Source organism: Burkholderia sp. AU17457, from assembly GCF_002223255.1.
GTDB classification, from domain to species: Bacteria; Pseudomonadota; Gammaproteobacteria; order Burkholderiales; family Burkholderiaceae; genus Burkholderia; species Burkholderia sola.
Window position 1 is genome coordinate 98,980 of record NZ_NKFB01000008.1, and the last position, 26,746, is coordinate 125,725.

Annotated in this window: 13 protein-coding genes and 3 pseudogenes; 10 read left to right on the plus strand and 6 right to left on the minus strand. The window is 59.0% G+C overall.

Translation table 11 applies throughout. The features are described from left to right. Positions 1-54 precede the first annotated feature (54 nt). Positions 55-1,008, plus strand: a complete 954-nt coding sequence (locus tag CFB49_RS30535; protein ID WP_249190604.1) for a sulfite exporter TauE/SafE family protein — start codon at positions 55-57, stop codon at positions 1,006-1,008. A gap of 240 nt (positions 1,009-1,248) precedes the next feature. Here CFB49_RS30535 and CFB49_RS30540 read toward each other — a convergent pair. Continuing rightward, positions 1,249-4,410 (minus strand): annotated as a pseudogene (locus tag CFB49_RS30540) (ATP-binding protein); the annotation flags it as partial. A gap of 204 nt (positions 4,411-4,614) precedes the next feature. After that, the gene (locus CFB49_RS30545) at positions 4,615-5,256 is read right to left on the minus strand and encodes a response regulator transcription factor (RefSeq protein ID WP_089493242.1); all 642 of its coding nucleotides are present in this window, start codon (positions 5,254-5,256) and stop codon (positions 4,615-4,617) included. Positions 5,257-5,677: 421 nt separating this feature from the next. Here CFB49_RS30545 and CFB49_RS30550 point away from each other — a divergent pair, with 421 nt between their 5' ends. The 5 genes and pseudogenes from CFB49_RS30550 to CFB49_RS30570 all read left to right on the plus strand — a co-directional run bounded on the left by CFB49_RS30550 (position 5,678) and on the right by CFB49_RS30570 (position 9,519). Then, positions 5,678-5,911: a tautomerase family protein gene (locus CFB49_RS30550; protein WP_050014192.1), complete on the plus strand. Its 234-nt coding sequence runs from the start codon at positions 5,678-5,680 to the stop codon at positions 5,909-5,911. A 49-nt stretch (positions 5,912-5,960) separates the two neighbouring features. Further along, positions 5,961-6,355, plus strand: a pseudogene (locus CFB49_RS30555) (transposase); the annotation flags it as partial. Positions 6,356-7,324: 969 nt separating this feature from the next. Further along, positions 7,325-7,453, plus strand: a complete 129-nt coding sequence (locus tag CFB49_RS36965) for a hypothetical protein (RefSeq protein WP_256979930.1) — start codon at positions 7,325-7,327, stop codon at positions 7,451-7,453. Between the two features lie 443 nt (positions 7,454-7,896). Continuing rightward, entirely contained in the window at positions 7,897-8,622 is a 726-nt protein-coding gene (locus CFB49_RS30565; RefSeq protein WP_249190602.1) for a response regulator transcription factor, read from the plus strand. Between the two features lie 48 nt (positions 8,623-8,670). Next, positions 8,671-9,519 (plus strand): S8 family serine peptidase, encoded by an 849-nt coding sequence (locus tag CFB49_RS30570; protein ID WP_089493246.1) that lies wholly within the window; start codon positions 8,671-8,673, stop codon positions 9,517-9,519. A gap of 82 nt (positions 9,520-9,601) precedes the next feature. Here the strand turns inward: CFB49_RS30570 and CFB49_RS30575 are convergent, their stop codons facing one another. From CFB49_RS30575 to CFB49_RS36095, 3 genes are all read right to left on the minus strand, one after another. Further along, a complete protein-coding gene (locus tag CFB49_RS30575; RefSeq protein ID WP_256979931.1) occupies positions 9,602-13,207 on the minus strand; it encodes an ATP-binding protein in 3,606 nt (1,201 codons plus the stop codon). 168 nt (positions 13,208-13,375) lie between these two features. Then, positions 13,376-14,017, minus strand: a complete 642-nt coding sequence (locus CFB49_RS30580) for a response regulator transcription factor (protein ID WP_050014196.1) — start codon at positions 14,015-14,017, stop codon at positions 13,376-13,378. A gap of 757 nt (positions 14,018-14,774) precedes the next feature. Beyond that, the gene (locus CFB49_RS36095) at positions 14,775-15,686 is read right to left on the minus strand and encodes an N-acyl homoserine lactonase (RefSeq protein WP_143329348.1); all 912 of its coding nucleotides are present in this window, start codon (positions 15,684-15,686) and stop codon (positions 14,775-14,777) included. Between the two features lie 543 nt (positions 15,687-16,229). Between CFB49_RS36095 and CFB49_RS30585 the strand changes: the two genes are divergently transcribed. Then, positions 16,230-19,448 carry a YadA family autotransporter adhesin gene (locus CFB49_RS30585; RefSeq protein ID WP_143329349.1) on the plus strand — a complete coding sequence of 1,073 codons (3,219 nt, stop codon included), beginning with the start codon at positions 16,230-16,232 and terminating at the stop codon, positions 19,446-19,448. 574 nt (positions 19,449-20,022) lie between these two features. Beyond that, positions 20,023-20,997 (plus strand): N-acyl homoserine lactonase, encoded by a 975-nt coding sequence (locus CFB49_RS30590; RefSeq protein ID WP_089493248.1) that lies wholly within the window; start codon positions 20,023-20,025, stop codon positions 20,995-20,997. Positions 20,998-21,187: 190 nt separating this feature from the next. Here CFB49_RS30590 and CFB49_RS36635 read toward each other — a convergent pair. After that, positions 21,188-21,465, minus strand: a pseudogene (locus tag CFB49_RS36635) (transposase); the annotation flags it as partial. A 386-nt stretch (positions 21,466-21,851) separates the two neighbouring features. Between CFB49_RS36635 and CFB49_RS30600 the strand changes: the two are divergent. Both CFB49_RS30600 and CFB49_RS30605 read left to right on the plus strand, forming a co-directional pair. After that, a complete protein-coding gene (locus CFB49_RS30600) occupies positions 21,852-24,122 on the plus strand; it encodes a LamG-like jellyroll fold domain-containing protein (RefSeq protein WP_089493704.1) in 2,271 nt (756 codons plus the stop codon). A gap of 162 nt (positions 24,123-24,284) precedes the next feature. Further along, entirely contained in the window at positions 24,285-26,516 is a 2,232-nt protein-coding gene (locus CFB49_RS30605) for a WD40/YVTN/BNR-like repeat-containing protein (protein WP_249190600.1), read from the plus strand. The last annotated feature ends 230 nt before the right edge of the window (positions 26,517-26,746 follow it).

The following is a 26,746-nucleotide window of genomic DNA, read 5'->3' on the forward strand; positions in this document are numbered from 1 at the left end:
CTACAGGTGCGATCGACATCGACTGCTGATAGATATGCCGAGACATGTCATTCAATGATGCAATTCAATGTGACAGAAGGGGTGCTGGCTCCCAGCCTGCAGGTGTTTCCGACATTCGTCCTAATCGGGATCGTTGTTGCGCTTGTACTGGGTGGAATGGCCAAGGGCATCACCGGCATCGGCGTGCCGCTGATCGCGATGCCGATCGTCAGCCAGTTCATGCCGATTCGGGATGCAGTATTGCTGCTGTCTATGCCGATCATTCTCGGCAACATTCCGCAGGCGCTCGAAGGCGGCCAGGTGCTTGCGACGGCGCGGAAAATCGCCGCGCCGATCGCGGGGACGGTGTTAGGTAATATCGCCGGCGTGGCGCTCCTCCTTTCGTTGAACTCGGGTCACGCACAGGCAGCCTCTGGCGCAGTACTGATTGTGGTCGCGACACTGATGCTCGCGGCACCGAAGCTCAATTTGGCACCCGCATGGCGCAAACCTGTTGGTTTCGCGCTCGGCTTCGGTGCGGCAGTGACGGAGAGCATTGCATCGGTTCCCGGCCCGTTGCTCGCCACTTACTTGATTTCGTCCGGAGCGAGCGGCCGGGCGTTTACGAAGCAGATCGCGATCATCCTCGTGGTTTCGGTCGTCACGCTGCTCACTACGTTCAGCGGCGCCGCGCAGGCGAGCGGTGCGGATCTCGCGATTTCGGCGGCCGCCACGCTGCCAGCGATTGCCGGCATGTGGCTGGTTCGTCCGCTGCGGGACAAGATGTCCCCTGAAATTTTCAGGAAGGTCGTCCTGCTGTTCGTGCTCGTTGCAGCGGCGCAAATGATCTGGAAATCCGGTGTGTTTCGACATGACGGATTACTCGCCACTGATGCGTGCATTGTTAAGCCGTTTGATGAGTTTTTCGACTTTGGTGCAAAAGACCGCCAATGCCGCCTCTTGACCCGAGAGGTCACCCAGCCGAAGTTGGGCGGCCAGTTTTTCACCGTAATCCCCCAAAGCACCTGAGCCGAATAATTTGCTTGCGCCAGCTATCCGATGGATGCGGTCGGCGACGGCTACCGCGTTTTTGTCGGCTACTGCTGCCTGAAGGAAAGCAATATCCTTCAAGGTCTCTGTCACGAACCCTTGAATCAATATCGGCGGGTATGCGCCTTCTTCGGGCGAGAGATGCTGGGCCAGACTGCTCGTCGAGTCTGTCCGGGTCGAGCAAGGCGAAATTCCGATCCAATGCGCGAGTTTGTCACGCAGCACGGCCAAGGTTGTCGGTTTGACGAGCAGGCCGTCCATGCCGGCTTCCGCGCATCGGATTGCTTCATCGGGCAACGCGCTTGCAGTCAAGGCAACAATGGGGGTATCCCGTGATCGATGTTCCCGGGAACGGATGCGTTTCGTCAATTCATAGCCGTCCATCTCCGGCATCGCGCAATCGGTGAGTATCAATGCGAAGTCGGAATCGTCCAGTACTCGGAGTGCGTCCATGCCGTTGGATACCGCAACAGCGGTATAACCGAGTCGTTCAAGTTGCGCCTTGATGACCAGGCGATTGACCGGATGGTCGTCGACGACAAGAACTTGAATTCCCGACGTTTGATATTCGACCTGCAGATGCCGGATATCGGTCTCGGCGGATTGAGTTGCACCGACGACATGTAGACAAAGTGCTTCGACCGCGGAGTACATCAACGGATTGTGGCTGAGCCGACACGTGCCGTCAGCCGCGATCTCGTAGCCCGTTGGAATCGGGTAGACCGTTAGTCCGATAGCTGGCTTGTCGTTATCGATTGCCTCGAGTCGACTTTCGTCGACAAAGTGTATGTCTGCCTGGGAGGCGGCTCCCGCAGGGATGATACCTAGCGGTGTCAAGAGTTCGCGTAACGCTGCGGCTAGCGCCGGGTCGGACAACGCGATATGTGCATGTTTTCCCGCTAGCGGCGTGGAACGAGTCTGCAGCTGTACGTCCAGGTCCAGTTCAACCGTGACTCGAGTGCCGAAACCCGGCGTGCTCTCGATATGAATGGATCCATACATCAGCTCGACCAAGCGTTTGCAAATGGCCAAACCCAATCCAGTGCCGCCGAAGCGACGTACGATCGAAGTGTCGGCCTGCGTGAAGGGCGCGAACAGGCATTGCAGTTGCGCGGGCGCGATGCCGATGCCCGTGTCATGTACCGTGAAGTGCACACGTTGGCACGCTTCCCGTTGGTCGAAGACGGAGATGCTGATGCCGACCTCGCCGTTTTCCGTGAACTTGATCGCGTTGCTTATCAGATTAATGAGAATCTGGCGAAGGCGCAGACCGTCGACCTTCAATTCGGCGGCGAGTTGGTTACTGACGGAATTACGAACGATAAGGCCCTTATCGTGAGCCAACGTCGAGGCCATGGCGCTGACGCCGTCCACGAGCGCCCGTAGATCAGTCGGTTCCGTCACGATCTCCAAGTGTCCGGCATCTATCTTCGAGAAATCGAGAACGTCGTCGAGAATCTGCATCAACGTCATCGCAGATTCCCCGATCATGTGAAGCATCCGTTGCTGCTTTGTGCTCAACGATTCGTGGCGCAACAGTTCCAACATCCCTATGATCCCGTTCATCGGCGTGCGGATCTCGTGGCTCATGGTGGCGAGAAATCGCGACTTCGACGCTGCCGCAATTTCAGCTGCTTCTTTCGCACGGGCGAGCTCTTCCCCCTGCGCCTTCGCGTGAGTGACGTCCGACCAGACTCCGCTCCAGAATATCGTGCCGTCTGGCTCCATTTGCGGCGTCGCTTCGGTGTGGATCCATCGCTCGAGGCCATGTGACACACATCGAAAATCGATGGAGATCGGCGTCATGGTAAGCGCCGAGTACTTGACGGCGGATTTAATGAGAGGCCTGTCATCGGGGTGAATCCGCGAGAGCGCCGTAAGCGCATCGGCTTCCATCGTCAGCGCATCCAGATCCCACATGGCACGCGTATTACCACCTACATAAGGAAACCCTAGTGCGCCATCCGGTGTACGGCGAAGTTCGAAGACGACCACTGGAAGATGAGAAGTCACGCGTCTTAAACGTTGATCCAGAGCACGCGCACGTTGTTCTGCGTCGCGAATGGTCGTCACATCGACCAACGTCACCAGAAGGCCACCTGGCTTTCCGCTTGGCAATTGAAACGGATGCATCCAGTACAACCAGGACCGCAACTTATGGTCGCCGTCCATCAGGTTGACCTCGGCATGATGGGCTCGATTTTGATCTTGGACTTGCTCGCTCATCGTGTGGATCTGCATACTCCATGCGGGCTCCACCGGTAAAGCTTCCAGCGTTGTTCGACCAATCAAGTCCTCACGCTTCACCGAGAATGCAGTTTCATAGGCATGGTTGAGCGCGATATATCGGTTTGCACTATCTTTAGCGACCAGCGGATACGGTAGTGACTCCATTAGCGCTTCACGAAAGCTAAGCTGGTCTGCCAGCTCACGCTCGACCGCCAGCCGCTGACGGACCTCGTGACGAAGCCGGATGTACGCGATGATAATGATCGCCAATATGACCGCAGCGCCTAGTAACGTAAGCTCGAAGGTCCTCCATGGCAGTCCGACTGAATAGCGAGGCCAAAGCCAACGGCTTCGAATCCGTTGCTGCTCCATTTTTGGCATCGCGGCGATCGCGTTATTAATTATAGGTACCAGTCTCTCATAGCGGCGGTTTATTGAAATGGTCAACCGACTCTCGATATTGGCAGGTGATGCAATCTTGAGAGCACCCGGGAAATAGCTCCTGATGTTGAAATCGACGATCGCTGCGTTTCCGAGATACGCGTCGGCACGCCCCTCCGCTACCTCTTGCATCGCGTGATAGGCGTTCGCGGCCACGGCAATATCAGCGTCTGGCAGTTGGCGCAATACTTGAGCGGGAAGCTCGCTTGGATCCGAAATAACGATTCGACGGCCAGCGAGATCGACGATGCCTTGCGGCAGCGCGTGGGGACGGGTAACGATGACGTCGGGAAGGGTAATAAACGGGGTGCTGTAGAGCAAGTCGTCGCCGTGCCCCGTCGGGGCATTGACAGGCGCGGCGGCATCCACTTCACCTGATTGCGCCAGCGACAAGGTTTCTGCCCACGACTTCGTTTTCACCAGTGCGAAGCGGATGCCAAGGGATTTCGAGATATATGCCAGATAGTCGGCGACGATGCCACTCGGGCGACCATTGGCATCAATGTAGGCGATCGGTGCCCAGTCAGGGTCAATGCCAAGTTTGATCGGAGGCAGCGAAGCCAGCCAGCGTCGCTCGTCTGCCGTGAGTGCCAAACCGTGGGCCTCGTCAGGAATCTGCGGCGGCGACACCGGGTTTGTCGGCGAAGGTAGCGTCAACCGAAGCGCTGATGCTTCGATATTTTCAACCGTTGCCGAATCGATCAGACTCATAGTCAGGACGACTATGGCAATGATACTGCTCGACCGGGCACTTATCCAAAAGGTATTCTTCAAAATAACGGATTATGTGGAGTACGTTGTAACGCGCGCCGTATAGAGCATTTCAACTCGCCGTGTACCTCATCGCTTTGGGGCATGGATCTTGTGCCGGGGGAACCGTGACGTCCAATAGCGCTTGCAGTGAGGAGGGTAGTGTCAACCGTTGAGCCCGAGATTGGCGACGTACTCGTAGAGTTCCGCATCGCTTTTGAGGCCAAGCTTGCGCTTTGCCGATATCTTGGCCCAGCTGACCGTTTTGATTGTCCGATGGAGAACCTGGCTGACTTCAGCCGGTGATTTACCGCTGCCGAGAAGGCGCAACACTTCGAGCTCTCGAGGAGTCAAATTAGCAGCACGCCGGCTTTCTGTTTCGGTCAGCCCAAGCTTCGATAGTTCGAGCTGCAGCTTGGCACTGATATAGACTGCCCCTCTCAGGGCGGCACGGACGGCGGCGAACAGTTCGTTCCTTTCCGCTCCTTTCTCGACGATACCCAGCACACCCTCGTTCAACATCGCGCGTAACAGCCCGGCATTTGCCATGTTTGTGAGCACGATGACCGGTAAGGCCACGTGTTCTCGTCGAATGATCGAAAGCATAGGCAATCCGTCGACACGTCCGGCGTTAGGCATCGAGAAATCGGTAATCACGACATCGCACGCGACGCGTGCCAAGATCGACATCAACTCCCTGGAGTCGCGAGCCTCCCCCACGACCTCGAGGCCGTTCTGCTCGATCAGAACGCGGCAGCCGAGCAGCATGATCGGATGGTCGTCTGCGAGTACAACACGGCATGCCATTCCAGACTCCCCACTAATTAGTATCGGCCGAGTTTGCCAAATGATATGGGGCCGATGTGCGCCAACCAAAAAGCCAGATTACGCCTGTGCGCTTCTCATAAATATCAGAATTGTCTGATTTCGAAAGTGCGCGAATCAATTTATATTGTTTTTTGATCGCGCCATGCCACGCCGGCACTCCTCTTCAAAGGTGGTGGATTTGTACCGGCGGCGAGTGATCTGAGCGACCTGCCGGGGTCCTGGATTACCCGCTGTCGAAACGCAAGCGTGGTTGCCGTCAGGAAAACCGTAACCGCTCACGCTTTAGGCTTGGTCCTGATATTGGGTTGACGTACATCTGAAAGGTCTTCATTCCGGGCGTACCCGCCTCGTGATGTGCGCGCCCCAAAACCGTGATGGCAATTCCTATGGGAGAAAAGCGATGCCAGTTGTCACCTTGAAGCTGCTGAAAGGCGCGTTTTCGCAAGAGAAGACGCAGCAGATGATGGATGGTGTTACCGACGCGATTGCGGCAATAGCGGGAGAGTATATTCGTCCGCATACGGTCGTCATTGTGGAGGAAGTGTCGGACGGGCTCTACTCATCGGGAGGCCACAAGGTGACGTTGAAGACGATCGACATGCTACGCATGAGAGGCGCCAAATCGTCGAACTAAGGACCTATCCGTGATTTCGTGGGCGGGCATATCATGAGGTGTAAAAGTCATGGATATGCCGCCAAGGAAGAAGAAACAGACGGTGGCGTCCAAGGCAGCGGCCCGTGGGCCGCTGCCTGAATTGCCCAAGCCACTGCTGAACCAGTTGGTCAAGGGGCCGATGACGCCTGCCGAGGCGCAGGACCTGATGCTGGCGTTCAACAAGACAGTCATCGAGCGCGCGATGGGCGCCGAGATGAATCTGCATCTGGGCACCAGCGGGGCCAGTCCAAGCCGCCTGGGCAGGCCAACGAGCGCAACGGCGCCAGCGGCGAAACGGTCATCACCGATCGCGGCCCGGTTCGGGGCGACGTCCCCCGCGATCGCGACGGCAGCTTCGAGCCGATCCTGATTCCCAAGCATGAGCGCCGCTTCACCGGCTGTGACGAACGCATCATCGCGTTGAACAGGGGCGCGTTCTGCACAAGCATTCCAGATCAATCGCGATCCCATTGGGCAAGCATGGCGCCTGGCGTGCTTGCGGCGGAGCCGACATCGATGGTGATTCTCCAGGCACCGGCCACGACTCCGTAGGTGCTGCTGCCGGGAGCGTCCAGCTCGCGATGGCTGCCACCATCGTGCTTACTACACTGCTGCGGATGCAAGTCCGGGGCGGATCGGAATCGGCCGACGCCGGACTGCGCTGATTCGTCCTTGGCTGATTTACGGCGGTCGGAACCCACAGCGATACTCGGCACTTCATTCAAATTGACGGCGGGGCGACGCGCCACGTGTCGGCAGAATCGTCGCTCACATACGGATATGCAGGACATTACCGGTCGTTTCGCGCTCCCGCTTACGCCCCCTTTTTCGGATGTGCCGCCGCCGTACGGTCGGTGCCGTAGCATGTGTGAGAAAAGGGGCGGCCCAGGGCCACGCGTGTTCGACTTGTGCTCCCACGGAATCTCGCGTGAGCAAGCAAAAGCGTCCGCGGCGGATTTCGGATCTGGCAACGCTGCATGGCTGCGTCAGCGTCCTGCGTCCCGTTCGTTGCGGCGAACGCTTGCCGTTGGCCTTGCGTTCGCGGCGTCGTGCTGCCTTGCGACACATATGCTCGAAAACGGGCCGGCACATCCGTCTCCAGACACCGTTTACCGGGGCTCCATCTCCGGTGTGTCGACGCGGCAATCGGTACCAGCGCGAGTATCGGCCGCTGATGACGTAGAGGTGGAGGTGGCGCTGGGGCCGTATTCGCGTGCCATGTCACCGCATGAGGCATCGCATCGTGACCCGGTGCGCAACGCTGCCGCCCCGACGGCAGTGACGAAGTCTCACAACCGTGGCGGGCACACCTCGGTGCGAACGGTGCACACGAACGTGCAAGCCAAGGCCGAGCATGGAGCGTCGGTAGAGCGCTTGGCCGAAGGGCTTGACATGACCGACGCTGAATTCGCGCACTGGCTGGAAGCGACGCGGGATCACCCCCTCCGTCGAGAGCCCCTCTCCGAACAGGGCAAGTGGTACTTCGACTCCATCAACCACCCGCGCCTGATCCCGTATTGACAGTGGACGACGCGTTCACGACCCAGCCGAAATCCTCACGATCCGAAGCCGTTCCGCCAGTGGGCACCCCATGACGCGTGATCGAACAATGCCATTTGATCGGGCGCGACATGCCATCTGCGCTGAGAACGGCGGGCATGAGCCACGTGCACATACCGGACGGGCTGCGCATGTAGGTTACAAACGCATCTAAGCGCCTTTCTCGCGCCATGGTCTTCGCAATGATGCACGATGAATGTGCTTTTTTCGCACCGACGATGAGAATTTTCTAGTCCCTTACGGCGATGTCGAGCGTTATTGTTCAGGCATTGGATTTCGCGCGACCGTCGGTGTCACGATCTCCAGCTTGGGATAGCGTACTGTCGCAGTGACTTGATACCTTCTGTCGTGTCGGAGGTGTCGCCACGACAGTTTTTTGATAGTCATGTTTGGAATTTCCATCGATGAGTTTTATTGATCGAGAAAGCTATTCGAGTTCGTTTTCGTCCGGCATGAATGCAGATGATTTTATTCCGGCACGGAAGATAAATATTGTCGTCGCAGACTCCTATCCGATGATAGTGCAGGGCCTGCGTCACATTTTCTCGAGTGTGGAAAGTATGCAAATCGTCGCCGAGGCGCATACGTTGTCCGGCATGGCCTCGATGTTGAGCACTTGCGAATGTGATGTGTTGATTTGCGATTATGCATTTGGCGACGATCCGGAGCCGGACGGGATGCGAATGCTTGAAACCATCCGCAGAAACCATCCGAACGTGAAGATTATCCTGTTGGCCGAGTTGAGGGATGGACTGTCCGTCCAGCGCGTGATGAAAAAGGGCGTATCGGCATTCGTTGTGAAATCGAGTGACGATTCACTTTCCTTGCCGAAAATCGTCGATAAAGTCATGCGCGGGAAAAGGTATGTGGATCCGGACATTGCGGGAGATATGCTGTGCGATTCGGGTCGAGGTGGTGACAGGCAGGCGCGAACCAATTTATTGTCACCGCGCGAGCTTGATGTGGTACGGCTTCTGTCGCGCGGAATGGCAGTCGGGGAAATCGCGGAAAAGCTCAGTCGAAGTCGGAAAACGATCAGTACGCAAAAGGCAAATGCAATGAAGAAGTTCGGCGTGAAGACCAATGTCGATCTGGTAGACGCCGTGCGGGATATGCTTTGGCGAGGCTAGCTGATTTTTTGACGCGGTTCGACCATTTTCTGACAATGGTTCTTTTCAATGAAAGGGCCGCCCGCGCCACCGTTAAATTACGTTTTCGAGCTCGACGTGATTGAAGATCGCAGGAAATTCCCGCCGTTATGCCCCGCTTTTGTAATGATAGCCGTATTACTTTCCTCATGCGATGGCGATTCTGGGGTAGGGAGCATCGGGTGGAAGGAAAACCACGGCAACGAGATCGTCGTCAAGATGCGCCGATCGTCCGGCGGGACGCAGCGCTACGGCACCGTGATGGCACGGGACATGTACAACGATGTAGTTGACGGAACGCGATGGGCGACGGTGCCGGTTACTCGCGCGCTGGAAAATCGACGTCCTGAAAAGGCAGTCAACCTGAGCGTCGCATCGGTCGACGCCTGCAGTTGGACATTTCAGGACGCTATCGACGATCTCATGGGGCAAGGCGTGACGGTTGTCGCTGCCGCCAGCAATGATGTCCTTAGCGAGATCGATGCATCGCCGGGTCGTCGGGATATGATTTCAGTGGCGAAAAGCGACCAGGCCGGTCGTCGCGTGCTCGGCGGCAATACGCATTCACGTGTGACGCCGAGCTCACTGGGGACGAACATCGGGACTCTCTCCCCTACCGGTACGCGAGTACCAGCCGATGCGTCCCACGGCGATATGCATGGCACTAGTCTCGCGGCACCCCAGGTGTCGGGCGTGGTATCGCTGATGTTGACGACCAACCCTTGGTTGCCCCCCGCTGAGGTCGCGAGCATTTTGAAGCGCACGGCACGTTTTGCGTCAATTGCGCCGGAGACACGATCGCGCAGGGTGATTTCGCCGAGAGGTGGCATACACGATGCAGCAGGCTGCTGTATCGACTGCTGCCGCCGAGCGGAATAGCCCGACCCGCTAATGAAAGGGCCGACTTTCATTTTAGAGGTGGCGCTCGCCACAATCCGATTTTTCGCGCCGGGTGGCCACACTATTCACGCTGTGCGGCCATCAACGTGCTGAGTCTGGCGGTCAACTGCTCGACTTGTGCGAAAAACGCCGCCAGTGCTGCCTCCTGGCCCGTCACGCCATCCTCTCGAAGTCGCTCGGATAATCGCTCGCCGGCATCAGCCAGGACATCCGAGCCGAATAATTTGCTGGCACCGGCGATGCGGTGGATATGCTCGGCCGCCGCCACTGCGTTGCCGCTTTGTATTGCGGCCTGAAGGAAGGCCATATCCTTCGCGGTCTCGGCCAGAAATCCCCGGATCAGCTTGGGCAAGTGTGTGCGTTCTACAGGCGAGACGGGCGGGGAAAGCCAGCGCATGGCGTCCGTCTGTATCTGGCAAGGCGCCGTTGGCACCCAACGCGCGAGCTGCTCGCGCAGTACCGCCAGCGTGGTGGGTTTGACGAGCAGGCCGTCCATGCCGGCTTCGGCGCACCGAATCGCTTCGTCGGGCAATGCGTTGGCCGTCAACGCAAGAATGGGGATGCGCCGCGATCGGGGCTCCCGGGAGCGGATACGTCTCGCCAGGTCGTAACCATCCATGTCCGGCATCGCGCAATCGCTGAGCACCAGCGCGATACCGGAATCGTCCAGTGCGTGCAGTGCGTCCGTGCCGTTGGAGACCGCAATGGCGGTATAGCCGAGTCGGGCGAGTTGCGCCTCGATGACGAGCCGATTGATCGGATGGTCGTCTACGACGAGGATTCGAATACCCGACGACGGATATTCAACGGATGGAAGACGGGTATCGGTCCCTGCGAAGCGAGGTGCGGCAGTGGCATGAAGGCACAATGCTTCGACCGCGGTGCATGTCAACGGATTGTGGCTGAGCCGACACGTGCCGTCGGGCGAGATCTCGTAGCCCGTCGGGATGGGTTCGTCGGTCAGGCCGATAACGAGCCTGTCGTCGCGGATTTCGAAGAGCCGGCATTCGTCCACAAAGCGTATGTCTGCCCGCGACGTATCGCCGGTCACGACGACGCCGAGCGGCATCAGAACTTCGCGCAGCGCGGCCGCGAGCGCTATGTCGGATAAGTCGATACTGGCCTGCTTGCCTGCGACCGGCGTAGACCGAGCCACAAGATGGACGTTCAGGTCGAATTCGACGATGACGTGCGTACCGACACGCGGCGTGCTTTCAATGCGAATGGAGCCCTGCATCAGTTCGACCAGTCGTTTGCAGATGGCCAGCCCCAGACCGGTGCCGCCGAAGCGGCGCGAGATCGACGTGTCGGCCTGTGTGAAAGGCGCGAACAGACATTGCAGTTGTGCCGGGGTGATGCCGATGCCTGTGTCGTGTACCGTGAAGCGAACGCGCTGGCACGCATTGCGGTAGTCGATAATCTCGACGCGTACGCCGACCTCGCCGCTTTCCGTGAACTTGATTGCGTTGCTCATCAGGTTGAATAGAATCTGGCGAAGACGCAGGCCGTCTATCTCGAGTTCAGCGGCGAGTCGGTGGCTGACGAAATTGCGCACGACGAGGCCCTTGTCGTGGGCGAGCGTGGCGGCTACCGCACTGACGCCGTCCAGGAGCGCGCGCAGGTCGGTCGGTTCGGTCACGATTTCCAACTGTCCTGCATCGATCTTCGAGAAGTCCAGAACGTCGTCGAGAATCTGCATCAACGTCATCGCGGATTCACCGATCATGTGAAGCATGCGCTGCTGCCTGATGCTCAACGACTCGTGTCGCAACAGCTCGAGCATCCCTATGACCCCGTTCATCGGTGTGCGTATCTCGTGGCTCATGGTGGCGAGAAATCTCGCTTTTGATGCCGCGGCCAATTCGGCCGCTTCTTTCGCACGGGCCAGTTCCCTGGCTTGCGCCTTGATGTGAGTGACATCCGACCAGACGCCACTCCAGAATATCGTCCCGTCATGCTCGGTTTGGGGTGTCGCTTCCGTGTGAATCCAGCGTTCGCATCCCTGGGAACGGCAGCGAAAATCGATGGAAACCCGCTGCATGGTCCGTGCGGAATGCCTGACAGCCGATTTGATGAGAGATCGGTCATCGGGATGCACCCGTGAAAGCGCCGTCAGCGCATCGTCTTCCATTGTTTGCGCATCCAGATCCCACATGGCGCGGGTATTGCCTCCGACATAAGGAAAACGGAGCACGCCATCCGGAGTGCGACGCAATTCGAAGACGACCGCCGGAAGATGGGCGGTCACGCGCCTCAATCGTTGATCCAGCGCGCGTGCACGCTGTTCTGCATCACGAATCGTGGTGACATCCACCAACGTGACGAGCAGCCCGCCGGGCTTCCCACTCGGCAATTGAAAGGGATGCATCCAGTACAGCCAGGACCGCTGCTTCTGGTCGCGATCCATCAGATTGACCTCGGCGTGATGAGGTTGTTGCTGATCCTGAACTCGCTCGCTCATCGCGTGGATGCTCCGATTCCATTGGGGATCCAGCGGCGACGCGTCGAGCGTCGTTTTACCGATCAGCTCGTCGCGCTTCACCGAGAATGCAGTTTCATAAGCGTGATTGAGCGCGATATATCGGTTCGCGCTATCTTTCGCGACCAATGGGTATGGAAGGGATTCCATCAGCGCTTCGCGGAAGCTGAGCTGATCGGCCAGTTCACGCTCAACTGCCAATCGCCGGCGAACCTCGCGGCGCAGCCGGACGTATGCAGTGGTAATGGTTGCCAATACGATCGCGGTGCCGAGCAACACAAGCTCGAACGTTTTCCATGGCAGGCCCGCCGAATATCGAGGCCACAGCCATCGGCTTCGAATGCGTTGTTGTTCCCTCTTGGGGATAGCTGCAAGCGCACAGTTGATCAGGGGAATCAGTCGTTCGTAGCGGCGGTTGACTGCAATACTCAGCCGGCTGTCGAGATCGGCCGGCGACGCGATCTTGAGAATGCCAGGGAAATAGTTCCGGATGTTGAAATCGACGATCGCCGCGTTTCCGACATAGGCATCGGCACGTCCTTCTGCCACCGCGCTCATCGCTTGATGAGCGCTCGCGGCCATGACGATTTCCGCGTCGGGCATCTGTTGCCGTACCGTGGCGGGAAGCTCGCTGGGATCCGAGACCGCTATCCGGCGGCCGGCTAGATCGACGATTCCTTGCGGCGACACGTGAGGTCGAGTCACGACCACGTCCGGGAGCGTGATGAACGGGACGCTATAGAGCAAGACCCCGTCGCGGGCGACCGGCGTATTGACCGGTATGGCAGCATCCAGTTCACCCGACTGCGCGCGAGACAAGGTTTCCGCCCACGAATTCGTTTTCACGACAGCAAAGCGAATGCCTAGCGATGCCGATATATGGCCCAGATAGTCCGCAGCAATGCCGCTCGGGCGATCGTTTGCGTCAAGGTAGGCAATGGGCGCCCATTCCGGGTCCACGCCCAGTTTGATCGGGGGAAGCGAGGCCAGCCAGCTACGGTCTTTCGGCGTAAGCGTCAAGCGCTCGACCGTGCGATGAGTTTGTATCGACACCGTCGGTTCCTTCGGCCAGGGCACCGCCGACCGAAGCGTCGATTCTCCGACATTTGCAACCGTTACGGACTCGATCGGGCACGTGCTCAGGACCGCGACGACGACAGCCACGCTCAACCGCAAGCTGACCCACAAGCTGTTCTTCAAAATTGACTTACCGTGCGATTGGATGGCGATGCTGCCGCCGATGCGGCACGCACATTTCAGTTGATGGGGGCGCGAATCGAATCGTTCCGGTGGGCATGACGCCTGAACCGGGGCCGTCTGCCACGTCCGACCGCCGTCGCGGCCGGGCAAGCGGCATCAGCCAATGAGTCCGAGATTGACGACATACTCGTACAGTTCGGCATCGCTTTTGAGGCCGAGCTTGCGCTTTGCCGATGTCTTGGCCCAGCTGACGGTCTTGATGGTCCGATGTAGTATCTGGCCGACTTCCGTCGGCGATTTGCCGCTGGCAAGAAGGCGCAGCACCTCCAACTCGCGGGGCGTCAAATTCGCGGCCCGCTGGCTTTCCATCTCGGTCAGTCCGAGTTTCGTCAATTCGCGCTGCAGTCTGGCACTGATGTAGATCGCGCCTCGCAGCGCAGTGCGAACGGCAGCGAACAGTTCACTTTTTTCCGCTCCCTTTTCCACGATGCCCAGTACGCCTTCGTTCAACATTGCACGCAACAAACCGGCATTCGCCATATTCGTGAGCACGATGACGGGTAAGGCGCCGTGATCCCGTCGAAGGGTCGACAGCATTGCGAGTCCATCGGCGCGTCCGGTGTTGGGCATCGAGAAATCCGTGATGACGATATCGCAGGCGACGTGGGCCAGGATTGACATCAACTCGCTCGAGTCGCGCGCCTCTCCCACGACCTCCATGCCATTCTGCTCAATCAGAAGACGGCAACCGAGCAACATGATGGGATGGTCGTCTGCGAGCACAACGCGCCAAGCCATTTCAGAATCTCCCAAATTAATTTCGGCAAATTTTAGCAAGTGATAGACCGCTTATGCTCATCAAAGAATAAAACCAGAATGCGCCTACGCGCTTGGATTGAAAATAAGCATTGGCTGATATGTAAAATGGACGCTTTGCCTTATAGTCTTATCGGGATTTATCAGGTTTGTATTTGCCTTCTACTAGTAAATTTTTTGGGCGATTTTTTGGTGAGTATGGCGGTAATTAGAATGCTAATCGTTACAGCTCTTTTTTGGGGTGTTTCGGTACCGGGCGACGTTGCAAATGGCATCGAGGATGAAGCCGAGTAGATTCGAGAAGTCGGATGCAAGGAGGAGGAATGAGAAGCGCTTGGGTGGACGGTAAGGCAGTGATCGTGGAGGTGGGTTCCAGTGATTACCGACATATCGAGTCGGCGGCGCGGAAGCTCGGGTATACAGTGCAGGAATTTCTGCTGCTGAGTGCGTCTCTGATTGCTTCTGTCGTGCATGGACAGGGGGCCGCCCAGGATTGAAGCGGTGCGGCGTAATCGGACGGGTCCGGTATCGTGCGGACCACACGGGAGTGACGTCGCAGCATGGATTCCGCATCGGATGACATGGCACGTCTTCACGTTACGGACGGTGTCGGATATCCTGGCCAGCCCCTTTCGGAAATCACGAGCCACCCGCCAAGCCCGGTGACAGCACCAGGGATCATGACAGCACCAAGGCGAACACCATGCCGAGCTTGGGGGGGGCAAAGCCCCCAAGTCAGTTACAAAACTTCCGAAGATTGATCGCTGCGTTTATAGGAAAAAGAGGCTTCCTTGCCTTTCGATGTTGGAAGAGTGATCGCAACCACCGGAACTACAATTCCATATTCCTGATAGAAGGTTTTTTGATCGATTTTTGCATTGATTAGGGCCTGATTGTCGCCGGTTATGTAGAAAAACGAATGAATCGGAAGTTTTTTGCCATTGTTTTGCTTCCATGTAGCCACGCGCAACTCGTTTTGGATATTCCACCATGGCGAAAGCATCTTTTGCCTCGCCAGAATGCTTTGATAAAAATGATCTGCGGTACCTGAGTGTCCTTTGGTGACATCCCAGCCGCATTGATCGCTGTATTTTATCTTTAGCGAATCAAAATGATTTATCCATTTTTGAGCATCTGTGATTCCCTGCTCGATGCAGGGACGGCTCTCGGTAGGGTAATTGGCGGACGCGCCGCAACCATTCCCAGGGCGCTGGTCGGTGCCTCCATCCATTGAATAAGCACAGAGAACCATGATGCTGTCTTTGCCTTGAAGCGTGCTATATCCGGGGTATAGTATGAATCCATTCTTATAACCAAAAACAAGCTTTGAAAAATTACTGTCGGCTCTGATCCACGAGAAAGAGACGCCGCCACTCGCTTGTGAGGCCGGGCTTGGGTTCCATGGCCGGAATGCGGGACTTTCCACGGTGGCGCGCAACATTACTCCGCTACACAGGAAAGCTGGTCGATACTGGCCGCCGCAGCTTTTGGGAGTTTTGTAATACCAATCGTATAGCTGGCTGATCGCAATAGGTCCGACGTAGTCGATAACTTTTGCTTCTGCCTGGGTGGCGGTGTTTTGTGCGAATGCAGTTTGGCTGAGAAAAAAGATTGCTATTGAAGATAATAAAAGTTTGAATAAATGATTCATGGTGATGCTGTTGGTGGAAATTGGCTGGCGGCACCCTTTTTGCGATTTTTAATCGCCATTTTTCTGTTCGATAAATTCCTCCGTATCGTTCGGGTGTTTTAGGAGTTGTCGTGTCGACTCTCGCCCTGCGGCGCTGACGGCAAACCACGGGGCGCGCGTTGCACAACGCTTGGAAAGAGAGATCGGCGTGCATGCCCGTGAGCATTGATCTTCCACGATGCCTCGGTTGCCAACCACCGAAACACCGACATTCGGTGCTCCAAGGATGCTATGCATCTAATCCGTCGCTACGCGGCGCGGAGGGGGCAACGCCAACTGGATATATGTAACCGCCCGACCGGGACGATAAGCGTGTTCGTTTCGAAACGCTGCTAGATAATTCTGGAACTAGAGAAATTTCCGAAATTACAACAGCGCGCCGACTATGTATTGAGGCTGCTCTCCAGATGCCGGTATTCTGCTGCCAACGCAACCGATTCTAAAAATCTTGCGAATTGTTTTGATGGTTGTCGGTTTGTGTTGTAACTATTGGAATTGATTAGTATGCGACGTAAATTTGTTTCAGGCACGGTGTTGCACGTGGGGGCGCGCGAGCTGTATAAGGTTTCCGTCGTTCTCGCGACGGTCGCTGGCGGCGGGTGTGGTGTCCTGTTTTCTTCTGCCGCGTATGCGCATAATCCATACATTGGATATGAAACCCCGGTGGCCAGCAATTGTATAAATAGCGGCGTGCTATTTGAAAATTGCGCTAGATGGGATAATTCAAATTATAGGGGTGTGCGTGGGGCTCATTTTTCCCAGATGGCGGGCCGGTATTTTTCTTATCTTACCTCTGGAAATGGGGCCGACACATATTTGTGGTCGGGAGTATGGGCGGGAAGCAGATCGGCCGGGCTGTTTTATGGTGACGACCCGTTCAAGGCGAATCGGATAATCGTCGATGCCGAAGGCGCGACCATTGCCGGCAGCCGGCTTGTGTTGTCGTCCAGGGCGGGAATCAGCGTATCGGGTTCTAGAATCTCCAACGTCAAGAACGGCGCGCACGCCGGTGATGCAGTCAACGTCAACCAGCTTTCGAGGGTGGCGAACGTGCTTGGCGTGAATATCGACACCAACGGCCACGTAACGACGCCGACATATCGAGTGGGCAGCAAATCTTTCGACAACGTCGCGGATGCGATTGCGGCAGCCGCCGATAGCGGTACGGATCCGAATGCGGTCGTTTATGACGATTCCGCCAAGCGCTCGATCACGCTTGGCGTGAAGGGCACGACACTGAAGAACGTGGCGGCCGGCACGGTCAGTGCGACGAGTATGGAAGCGATAAACGGTTCGCAATTGCACCGTGCGTCACAGAGTGTCGCGACGGCACTGGGGGGCGGTTCGACGGTGGACGCGAGAGGTAACGTGATGGCGCCGAAGTATCGCGTCGGTGACAAAACCTACGGTAACGTCGGCGACGCGATCGCGGCAGCCGCGGACAGTGGCGGCGGTATCGATCCGAACGCGGTGGCGTACGACGATGCCGCGGGCAGCACGATAACGCTGCGTGGCGAGCATGGCACGACATTGAAGAACGTCGCGGCAGGCAGTGCGGATACCGATGCGGTCAATGTGGGGCAATTGACTGCTGCGACGCAGCCGATACGGGATGAGCTGGCTGACGTCAGCCTTGCAATGAAGGCCATCCAGATCAAGCCTCAAGGTGTAGACGCGATTGCGACGGGAACGAATGCCGTTGCGATTGGCGCCGGTGCAAATGCGATAGCGAATGGCTCGATCGCTTTGGGTGCGGGTTCGCGCGTGACCGGAGTCAATTCGGTTGCGATCGGTATCAACTCGGTCGCACTGGAAGCAAACCAGGTGTCGGTGGGCGACGTCGGGCGCGAGCGCCGCATTTCGAACCTGGCAGCGGGTACGAAAGGTACCGATGCAGTCAACTTGAATCAGCTGACTGATGCGATCGGGAAGGTGTCGAGCCGTACCGACAAGCTCTCGTCCGATCTGGCGTCGCGGCGCAGCTTGCTGGTTGCCGATCCCTTTGCCATCGACGAGCAACGTTTGTCCAATTTCGTGCTGATCGACGGCCAGGGTGCTGACGGTAGCCTGCCGAACGCGGCGAGTATCGCCGACGGCGATCCGGCGAGTACGACCTCGGCTGCAATCGGTGTCGGGTCGGTTGCGTCGGGCGCAGACACGATTGCCATTGGCATGCGTACCATCGCGAACTCGGACAACTCCGTGGCGATCGGCAATATGGCGCAAACCGGTGCCGAGCAGCCGTACTCGGTGGCGATCGGCTCGCATGTGACGACGAATGGTGCCAGCGCCCTTGCAATCGGTTCGCAGGCGAGGGCGAACGGCGAGAACGCGATCGCTATCGGCAATAACGATGTGCACGCGATCGGCGAAAGTTCGATTGCGATCGGCAATGGCGCCGAGGCCGTGGTGGGCGCGACGAATGGCATTGCGCTGGGCACGGGGGCGAGCGTTGCCCGGAACGTGACCGACGCGATGGCGCTCGGCGCGAAAGCCTTCGTGGAAAAAGGGGCGAACGGCGCTGTGGCACTGGGGGCGGGTTCCCAGGCGAGTCGAGCCAATACCGTTTCAGTGGGCAATGCCGGAAGCGAGCGCCAGATCGTGAACGTTGCGGCGGGTACGCAGGGTACCGACGCGGTGAACGTGGCGCAGTTGCACGGCGCGGCTACGAGTCTTGCGAACGCGATCGGCGGCGACACGACGGTCGATGGAAGCGGCCACGTGGCCATTCATTCGATTGAAGTGCACGGTCACCAGTACGGGACGGTATCGGAGGCGGTGCAGGCGGCTGCGGCGTATGGCGCCACGGATTCGCTGGCGCTGCGCTACGATCTCGACTCGCACGGCAATCCGAACTATGGCTCGGTGACGCTGGGCGGTCCGTCGGCAGCGCCGGTGATGCTGACCAACGTTGCCGACGGCAAGAGCCGATACGACGCGGTGAACTATGGCCAGTTGTCGTCGCTGCAAAGCGACTTCGAAAACCGAATGGGCGCGATGGACGATCGCGTCAGCAAGATCGAAACCGATGCCGGCGATCCGCGCGGTGATGGTCGGGTCATGACGATGGCCAATCTGCGCCGGGACGTTAGCGACGTCGGGGCCGGCTCAGGCTCCGTTATCGACAGCGATGCCGGCGACACCACGGCAATCGGCGCGAATTCGGCGCAGCAAGCGCTGGGCGCGACAGCGATCGGTGCCGGGGCGGATGCACGTGCAATCAATAGCACGGCGATCGGGCAATCTGCATCCGCTCACGGCGAGAACAGCACCGTGGTCGGACAGGGCGCGACCGCTTGGGGCACCAACAGCGTTGCAATTGGTGCAGGTTCCGTGGCTGACGCGGACAATGCCGTCTCGTTCGGCAACAGCGCCACGGGCATGACGCGCACCCTGACGAACGTATCGGCCGGTGTCGCACCGACGGATGCCGTCAACGTCCAACAGCTCAACGAATCGGTGGGCGGCTTGCGATCGCAGATCGAACACGATCGTGCGGATGCAAATGGAGGCACCGCGTCAGCCGTGGCCATTGCGTCGCTGCCGCAAGCACCTGCGCCCGGGAAGAGCGTCGTCGCAGTGGGCGGCGGCACGTACGCCGGCCAGTCTGCTCTTGCGGTGGGTCTGTCCACCTACGCTGGGCGCTGGATCATCAAGGCTTCTGGCTCGACGAACACACGAGGAACCGTGGCGGGTGGTGTCGGCGCTGGTTTCGTGTGGTGAGCAACCGGAATGACGCTTTGAGCTGCGTTGCGGGTGGTGCTTAGGACCTACCTCATTGCCAGCGCTGGTCCTGTCGGCAGTACGCGGCAGGACCAGGAGACATGGAGCAACGAGATAGAGGCCACCGACGAGCCGCCGACCTTGGGCAAATATTCTCAGTGACGGCGGCGCCGAACGAGCGTCGGGACTTCAACGATCGATCGCCTGCGAGTACGGACGATATCCGCCGCAACCCCCAGAAATTCCACCGCGCGGTTCATGACAGGCCGCGGGCGGTTCCCGTGCGCCGAAGCCGTCGCAAGCGAGCGTCGTGGAAACGCATCATTTACTCCCATAAGCAATGATGCCATCGGGCTGCCCATTTCGTCGGGAAAGTTAACGGCGCCATGGCGTCTATTTGACACCGTTTCCGATTATTTGCCATTTTGACATATCCATGTCGCGGAGCGTCCATTCTATTGGCGCCCGAGCGATATGATGGGGCTCGTCCGCTCAATCATATTAAAAGCAAGAGTGCCGATGATGAAAATTCGGCATGTCTCATAAATTTTATCCATTTTAAGAAAAGTGGAAAATGAAATACAAATGGTTTTTTATCTTGATGATAATAGTGTCTTCCCTCGCTGGAATATCACTCGCCCATGCATACTCGGGCGAAGATGGCTCGGTCGCGCTCGTCGGAGTCGCTGGCAACAAGGTCGCGCAACAGCTCACGGACAATTACAATAATTTGGCTCCAGATTGCGGTAGTGCTACAAACCCGGCGTTTCGCTGTTCCGGAGTAATGCTTCGCGGGACCATGCATTCGTCTCAGTACCACTCGTGGAACCCGAGTCCTGCTTCCGTTTCGAGTGGAGGCGTCTCATTCTCCTATCTGCGAAAAGATTCGAAGTTCAGCAAGCTGGCTTATGGGTACGGTAATGGCTTAATTTTCGTTCCTTATAGGTATAATATAAAGCAGAATGTCGTCGAGCCTGAGGTTATGTGCTCATTCCCAATCGACGCCAACACTGAAAATCGAGTGGACAAAGGATGCGGTGCGGATAACTCATTTCCGACTGACAGCGGCCCATGTCAGGCGCGAGGCATTTCAACTGCTTCGGAATGGTTTTCACACTATCGCAGCACAAGTGGCAATAAGCACGCCCACCAATGTGGCTTTGACGTACATCATGGGGCCCCAGCGACCGCCGCTATTTTCAAAACCAGCATTGAGGCAATGGCATTGATTGGCGAAGAATCCATGCACGAGCAAAATGAGCTGCGTTTAGCTACATGGGAGCAAGATATCCCTGAGAAGCTGCCAATCATGGCATTTTTCTATCTTGCAGGTCACGCAAATGGACTTAAGGGGGCCCAAGGCGACCAAGTGGATTACCAGCAAGCCTCGAAGCGCATCGTACCCATCATCCGGATAACACTTCCGTCATCGCGGTCAGACGAGGCTACGTTCGTCTATGACAAAAATGATCAGATGGTTGTGCCTCCGCAAATTGCGAATCCGCGGGTTGATCCGATTCTGCTGATTCCACCGATCCCTCCCGCGTGATATTGAACCGCTCTGGGTTTGTCAGGGGCCGCTGATTCTGGCGTCCACTTCGGGGACCATGCGACGGCCCGCCTTGGAGCCTTTCCAGCGCAACTGGCGAGTCAGCAACTGCGCCTTTGCGAACGGAACTCCATGTATGGTCCATCGATTCGTCAATGACTGACCCTGCCTCGTTTTCACGTACAGCATGTCATGGAGCAGCGCGTAGGGTTTCGTATTCGACGGGAGTGCAGTAGCCGATGGACGTGTGCATGCGCTGTCGATTGTAATAGCCCTCGATCCAGTCGACGATGTCTAGGCACGCCTGCGCGCGGGTCTCGAGCGCGTTTGGTAAATGCGCTCGACCTTCAGGGCTTTAACGAAGTTCTCCATCGGCGCGTTGTCCCACGCGTTGGCACGCCGGCTCATCGAGACCGTCATGCCGAACGCGGCGGCCAGATCGCGATACCCCCAACTGGCATATCGACACTGCAGAGGAGTTGACACCGGTCTTCGTGACACTACAGTCGGCGACGACTTTATCTCGTCGCACGCAAAGATACGATTTCGCGACAGTTTTCCGATTCCACGCCGGTGTCGACTGGCGAAGCGATATCGCCACTTCGCAAATGGTGACAACGTCGCTTTGTTCTGCGACTGTGCCCAGACGCTTCGCGCATTCCTCGATCCCTGCATCACCAATGTGACAATTGCGTGTCATTGGCGAATTTGTTTTTTTTCGCTTGATTGGATCCCTATCACACTGGCTAGAATGCTGCCTGTTTCTGACAAATACGAAACAGTTAGTACACTTTTTGTCAGACTATAGCTAAAAAACAAGGGATCTGGACATGCGAGACAAGGCAGCATCGACGATGCTATCCGAGGAAATCGTCCCACTCGGCGACATCGAGAATCTTGCACGACGCCATTTCGTGATGGGGCTCGGTGCAACGCTTCTGACCGGATGCGGCGGTGACGGAGGTAACGCGGTTGCGGACGGCGAGCGGACATCGGCAAACAACGGCCAAGCGTCCGGCGTGGCCCGGACTTCGGACGGTATCGACGCAGGCGCGACGTCGGCAGGCACTGCCCAAACCCGCGCCTTCGTACATCCTGGCTTGCTGCATACCGAGGCGGATTTCGAACGCATGCGCACTAAGGTCGGCGCGCACGCTTCCCCGTGGATCGACAGCTGGAACCTGCTCGTCGCCAACGGTCACACGCGCCTGACGAACAAGCCGAACCCGCAGGTCGGCATCTATCGCGGCAATGATCCGACGCATGGTCAGAACTACGGCGCCCTCTACCACGACATCGCTGCGGCCTATGGCGACGCGCTGCGCTGGAAGGTCTCGGACGACAAGCGCTATGCCGACAAAGCCGTGGAGTATCTGGACCAATGGGCCTCGACACTGACGACGCTCGGCGGCAGCGACGTGGCGCTCGCCGCCGGCATCTACGGCTACGAGTTCGCCAACGCAGCCGAAATCATGCGCGGCTACAGTGGTTGGAGTCCGGCCGGATTCGCCGCGTTTCAGGCAATGATGCGCAATGTCTTCTACCCGGTCAGCCATGCTTTCCTGACCCGTATCGACACCGCGATGGACACGCACTACTGGGCCAACTGGGGCCTGGCCAACATTGCGTGCGTCCTGGCCATTGGCGTGCTGTGCGACGATGCCGAGCTCGTCAACGAGGCCATCACTCATTTCAAGGCCGGCGGCAGTAACGGCTGTATCCGGCAAGCCGTGTATTACATGCACCCCGGCAACCTCGGGCAGTGGCAGGAAGCCGGCCGGGACCAGGGCCACAGTGTGCTCGGCATTGCCTTGACGGGCGCCATTTGCGAGATGGCGTGGAATCAGGGCATCGACCTGTACGGCTACGACAACAACCGCTTTCTGGCGGGCGCCGAATACGTGGCCAAGGCCAACCTGACGCAGGCGGACGGCACGTTCTACACGGTGCCTTTCGTCACGTACCAGAACAGCGCCGACGTCATCCAGACGCAGTTCGCCGCCGGCGGGCAAGGCAACGCGCTGGGGCGGCCCTGCTGGGCACTGGTGGCCAACCATTACATCAACCGCAAAGGCCTGGCGGCGCCTTACACCCAGCGCGCTGCCGAGCTTGTGGCGCCGGAAGGTGGCGGCGGCAACTATGGCCCCAACAGTGGCGGCTTCGACCAGCTCGGCTACGGCACGCTCACCTGCACGCGCGACCCCGGCACCCCTGCCGCAACGCCGACCGGCCTGACTGGGTACGCCAGCGCGGGCAAGGTGGTGCTGTCGTGGTGGGGCAGCAGCAACGCCATTAGCTACAACGTCAAGCGCGCCACCATGGCCGGCGGACCGTACACCACCATCCGAACCGGTATCACCGATCTGCTGACCTACACCGATCTGCCAGCCGGTGCCGGCACGTATTTTTATGTCGTGACAGCGCAAACGATTGCGGGCGAATCGGCGCGCTCCAACGAAGTGAAAGTGGTCACGACGCAGCAGCTGCTTGCGCACCTCGCGTTCGATGAAGGTGGCGGCATCACGGCCACCGATCGTTCGGGCAGCGGGCGCAATGGCACGCTCAACGGCGCAACGTGGGCAGCGGGGCGCAACGGCAACGCGGTCTCGCTCAACGGCGCGGGCGCGTATGTGGCGTTGCCCGCCGATCTGCTGGCCGACGTGTCGGACTTCACCATCGCCAGCTGGGTGTTCTGGAACGGCTCGCAAACGTGGGCACGCCTGTTCGACTTCGGCACGGGCTTCCACCGCTACATGATGTTTACGCCGCGCGGGCAGTCGCGCAACGGGTGGGCCGGCATGCGCTTTGCCATGACGGCCAACGGCCCCGGTGACGGCCCGCCGGAACAGATCATCGACGCCCCCACCGAGTTGCCGAGCAAGCGATGGGTGCATGTGGCCGTCACGCTGTCGGGTTCGACCGGCACGATCTATGTGGACGGCACGCCCGTCGGCACCAACACGGCGATGTTCCAGGCGCCGTTCCGTTTGGGCAGTACCGCGCAGAACTGGCTGGGCAAATCGCAATACAGTGCCGACGCCACGTTCAACGGCCTGATCGACGATTTCCGCGTCTATCGCGGCGCGCTCGGCGCTGCGCAGATCGCGTCGCTCATGGCGAACTGACTGCGCAGCGCAACGCCCGATGGCGGGCCTTCCGATGGACCTCTTCCTTTAAGGATTTCTCCGATGACCGTGTTTTCTCAACGATGGATTGCCGCCGCGGCGATGGCGTGTACGTTATGGGGTTGTGGCGACGGATCCGACGGCACGACAGGCGCGTCCAGTTTGCGTGCCAATGTGGTCGCCAATCGCAGCCAGATCGGCGGAAGCGGCAGCAACCTGCCGGCGACCCGCTGGACCAGCGTCAAGTGGGGCGGGGGCGGCTATGTCACCGGCCTGATCTATCATCCGGCCAACGCGAGCCTGCTGTACGCACGCACCGACGTCGGCGGCGCGTACCGCTGGAACGCGACCAGCTCGACGTGGACGCCCATTACCGACGGCGTTGGTTTCGGCGCAGGCGAGGGCGACTTCCACGGCGTCGAAAGCCTCGCGCTCGACCCGAACAACGACCAGCTCGTCTACATGATGACCGGGGTTACCGTGACGCAGGGTCACAACGGCCGCATCTACATCTCGAGCGATCGCGGCAACACCTGGACGCACTACGACCTGCCGTTCCCGGTCGGCGGCAACGACAACGGCCGCGCCACCGGCGAGCGCCTGCAGGTGGACCCGAACAATCCGTCGACGCTGTTCTACGGCTCGCGCACGGCCGGCCTGTGGAAGAGTGCCGATTCGGGCCGCACCTGGGCACAGGTCGCGGGGCTGTCCTCCACCACGATCAGCGGCGGCAATTCTCCGATCGGCGTCGAACAGGTGATCTTCGATACGTCGGGCAAGGGGAGCGGCCAGCCGACCTGGATCATGTGGGCCACCGTCGCGCCGGACTACGCGAACGCGGCGGGCCTGACGTCGACCCTGTACAAGTCGACCAACGGCGGCTTTTCGTGGACGCCGGTGCCGGTCCCGGCGGCGGTGTCCGGCTACTACATCCCGCACGTCGTGCGCACGTCCGACGGCACCTTTTACATGGTGTTCAACGCGGGCGTCGGCCAGGGCATCGGCGGACCGAGCCGTCTCTACAAGTTCGGCGGCAGCAACGACAGCAACTGGACGCTGCTCAACAGCTCCAGCAGCAACGGCTTTGGCGGCCTGTCCGTCGCCGGTGTGGGCTCGTCCGCGCGCATTGCACTGGGCATGACCGGCTGGAGCGACACCAGCAAGACCATCCAGCTCTCCGACGACGGCGGCAGCACGTGGCGCGAAATCGAGGCCGGCATGCCGCATACCGGCATTGCCGCGGGCGGCTGCGCCGGCTGGGTCGAGGGCGTCACCATCGATCCTGCCAATCGCGATCACATCATGCACGTCCACGGCGGCGGCATCTGCGAAACCATGAACGCGTCGTCACCGACGCCGACCTGGAGCCCCAAGGTCGACAATCTCGAGGAAACCGTGACGCTCGCGCTCGTCACGGCGCCGCCCGGTGCGTCGTACAACTTCATCAACAGCGCCGGCGACATCGGCACGTGGGTCAATACGGACCTCTCGACGAGGCCGACGAAAGGCCCGCTGAACACGTGGAGCAGCGGCAATTCGGCCGATATGGCGTGGTCCGATCCGGCATACATCGCCGCCGCGGGCGTCGACAATGCCAACGGCCATGCCACCAAGGGCTTCTGGTCGGGCGACAGCGGCAATAGCTGGGCGACGTTCGCGTCGCTGCCGGACGGCGCCGCGGCAAGCCAGAGCCACGTGGGCAATCTGGTCGTCCCGTCGCGCAACAACGTGACCTGGGCACCGCCGGACTCAGTGCCGTCGTACACGACCAACAATGGCGCCAGCTGGACGGCGACCAACCTGCCGGCGTTCAGTGCCACGTGGAATGGCTTCCCCCGTGCCTACCGCCTGGCCGCAGACCGCAAGAATCCGAACAAGGTCTATGCCTACGACTCCGGCGGTGCATCGTGGAGCTGGCAGCGCGGCAAGGTCTACGTCTCGACCGACGGCGGCCACACGTTCACGCTGAGCCAGGGCTCGGTGAACGCGAACCTCGCGTGGAATTCGTGGCGGGATACGTCGATGGCGGTCAATCCGAATGCCGAGGGCGACATCTGGCTGGCCGACGGCACGGCCGTGTACCACTCGGTGGACTCGGGCGCGAGCTGGACGAAGCTCGGCGTCTTTGCATCGGCCAACGGCGCACCGGGTGCCACCGTGATCGCCCTGGGGCGGGCGCCGACCGGTTCGCCATACTCGGCCGCGGTCTATGTGGAAGGCACATTGAACGGCGTCTGGGGCATTTACCATTCCGACGACGGCGGCGCAACGTGGGCGCGCTTCAACGATGACGCGCACCAGTTCGGCGACTCCGGTGTGATGGCCGGCGACTGGAACACATATGGCCGGATTTACGTCAATGGGGCCGCTCGCGGTCTGATCTTCAGCAATTGAGGTTGATCGGTCTGTCGACCGTCCGGTTGTGGTTTGCAACCGGACGGAGAACGTGGGTGCTACGGTGCTGCTCGGGTGACTGCGAGCGCGTGGCAGCTATCGCGCCCCCGCCGCTGGATTGCCGGCGGTCGGTCAGTCCACGATGGGTCGAAAATCCGACATCTGGACCGGTCAGCCTCGCAGCCTTGCTGAATCGCTTCGCAAGGACTCGATCTGGATGTACTCAGACG

Bases quoted from the DNA above. Each gene is read 5' to 3' on its own strand.
- CFB49_RS30600 (WP_089493704.1), top strand. From the start codon at position 21,852: ATGCTATCCGAGGAAATCGTCCCACTCGGCGACATCGAGAATCTTGCA.
- CFB49_RS30550 (WP_050014192.1), top strand. From the start codon at position 5,678: ATGCCAGTTGTCACCTTGAAGCTGCTGAAAGGCGCGTTTTCGCAAGAG.
- CFB49_RS30565 (WP_249190602.1), top strand. From the start codon at position 7,897: ATGAGTTTTATTGATCGAGAAAGCTATTCGAGTTCGTTTTCGTCCGGC.
- CFB49_RS30585 (WP_143329349.1), top strand. From the start codon at position 16,230: ATGCGACGTAAATTTGTTTCAGGCACGGTGTTGCACGTGGGGGCGCGC.
- CFB49_RS30535 (WP_249190604.1), top strand. From the start codon at position 55: ATGATGCAATTCAATGTGACAGAAGGGGTGCTGGCTCCCAGCCTGCAG.
- CFB49_RS30580 (WP_050014196.1), bottom strand. From the start codon at position 14,017: ATGGCTTGGCGCGTTGTGCTCGCAGACGACCATCCCATCATGTTGCTC.
- CFB49_RS30590 (WP_089493248.1), top strand. From the start codon at position 20,023: ATGAAATACAAATGGTTTTTTATCTTGATGATAATAGTGTCTTCCCTC.
- CFB49_RS36095 (WP_143329348.1), bottom strand. From the start codon at position 15,686: ATGAATCATTTATTCAAACTTTTATTATCTTCAATAGCAATCTTTTTT.
- CFB49_RS30570 (WP_089493246.1), top strand. From the start codon at position 8,671: ATGAAAGGGCCGCCCGCGCCACCGTTAAATTACGTTTTCGAGCTCGAC.
- CFB49_RS36965 (WP_256979930.1), top strand. From the start codon at position 7,325: ATGACCGACGCTGAATTCGCGCACTGGCTGGAAGCGACGCGGGATCAC.
- CFB49_RS30545 (WP_089493242.1), bottom strand. From the start codon at position 5,256: ATGGCATGCCGTGTTGTACTCGCAGACGACCATCCGATCATGCTGCTC.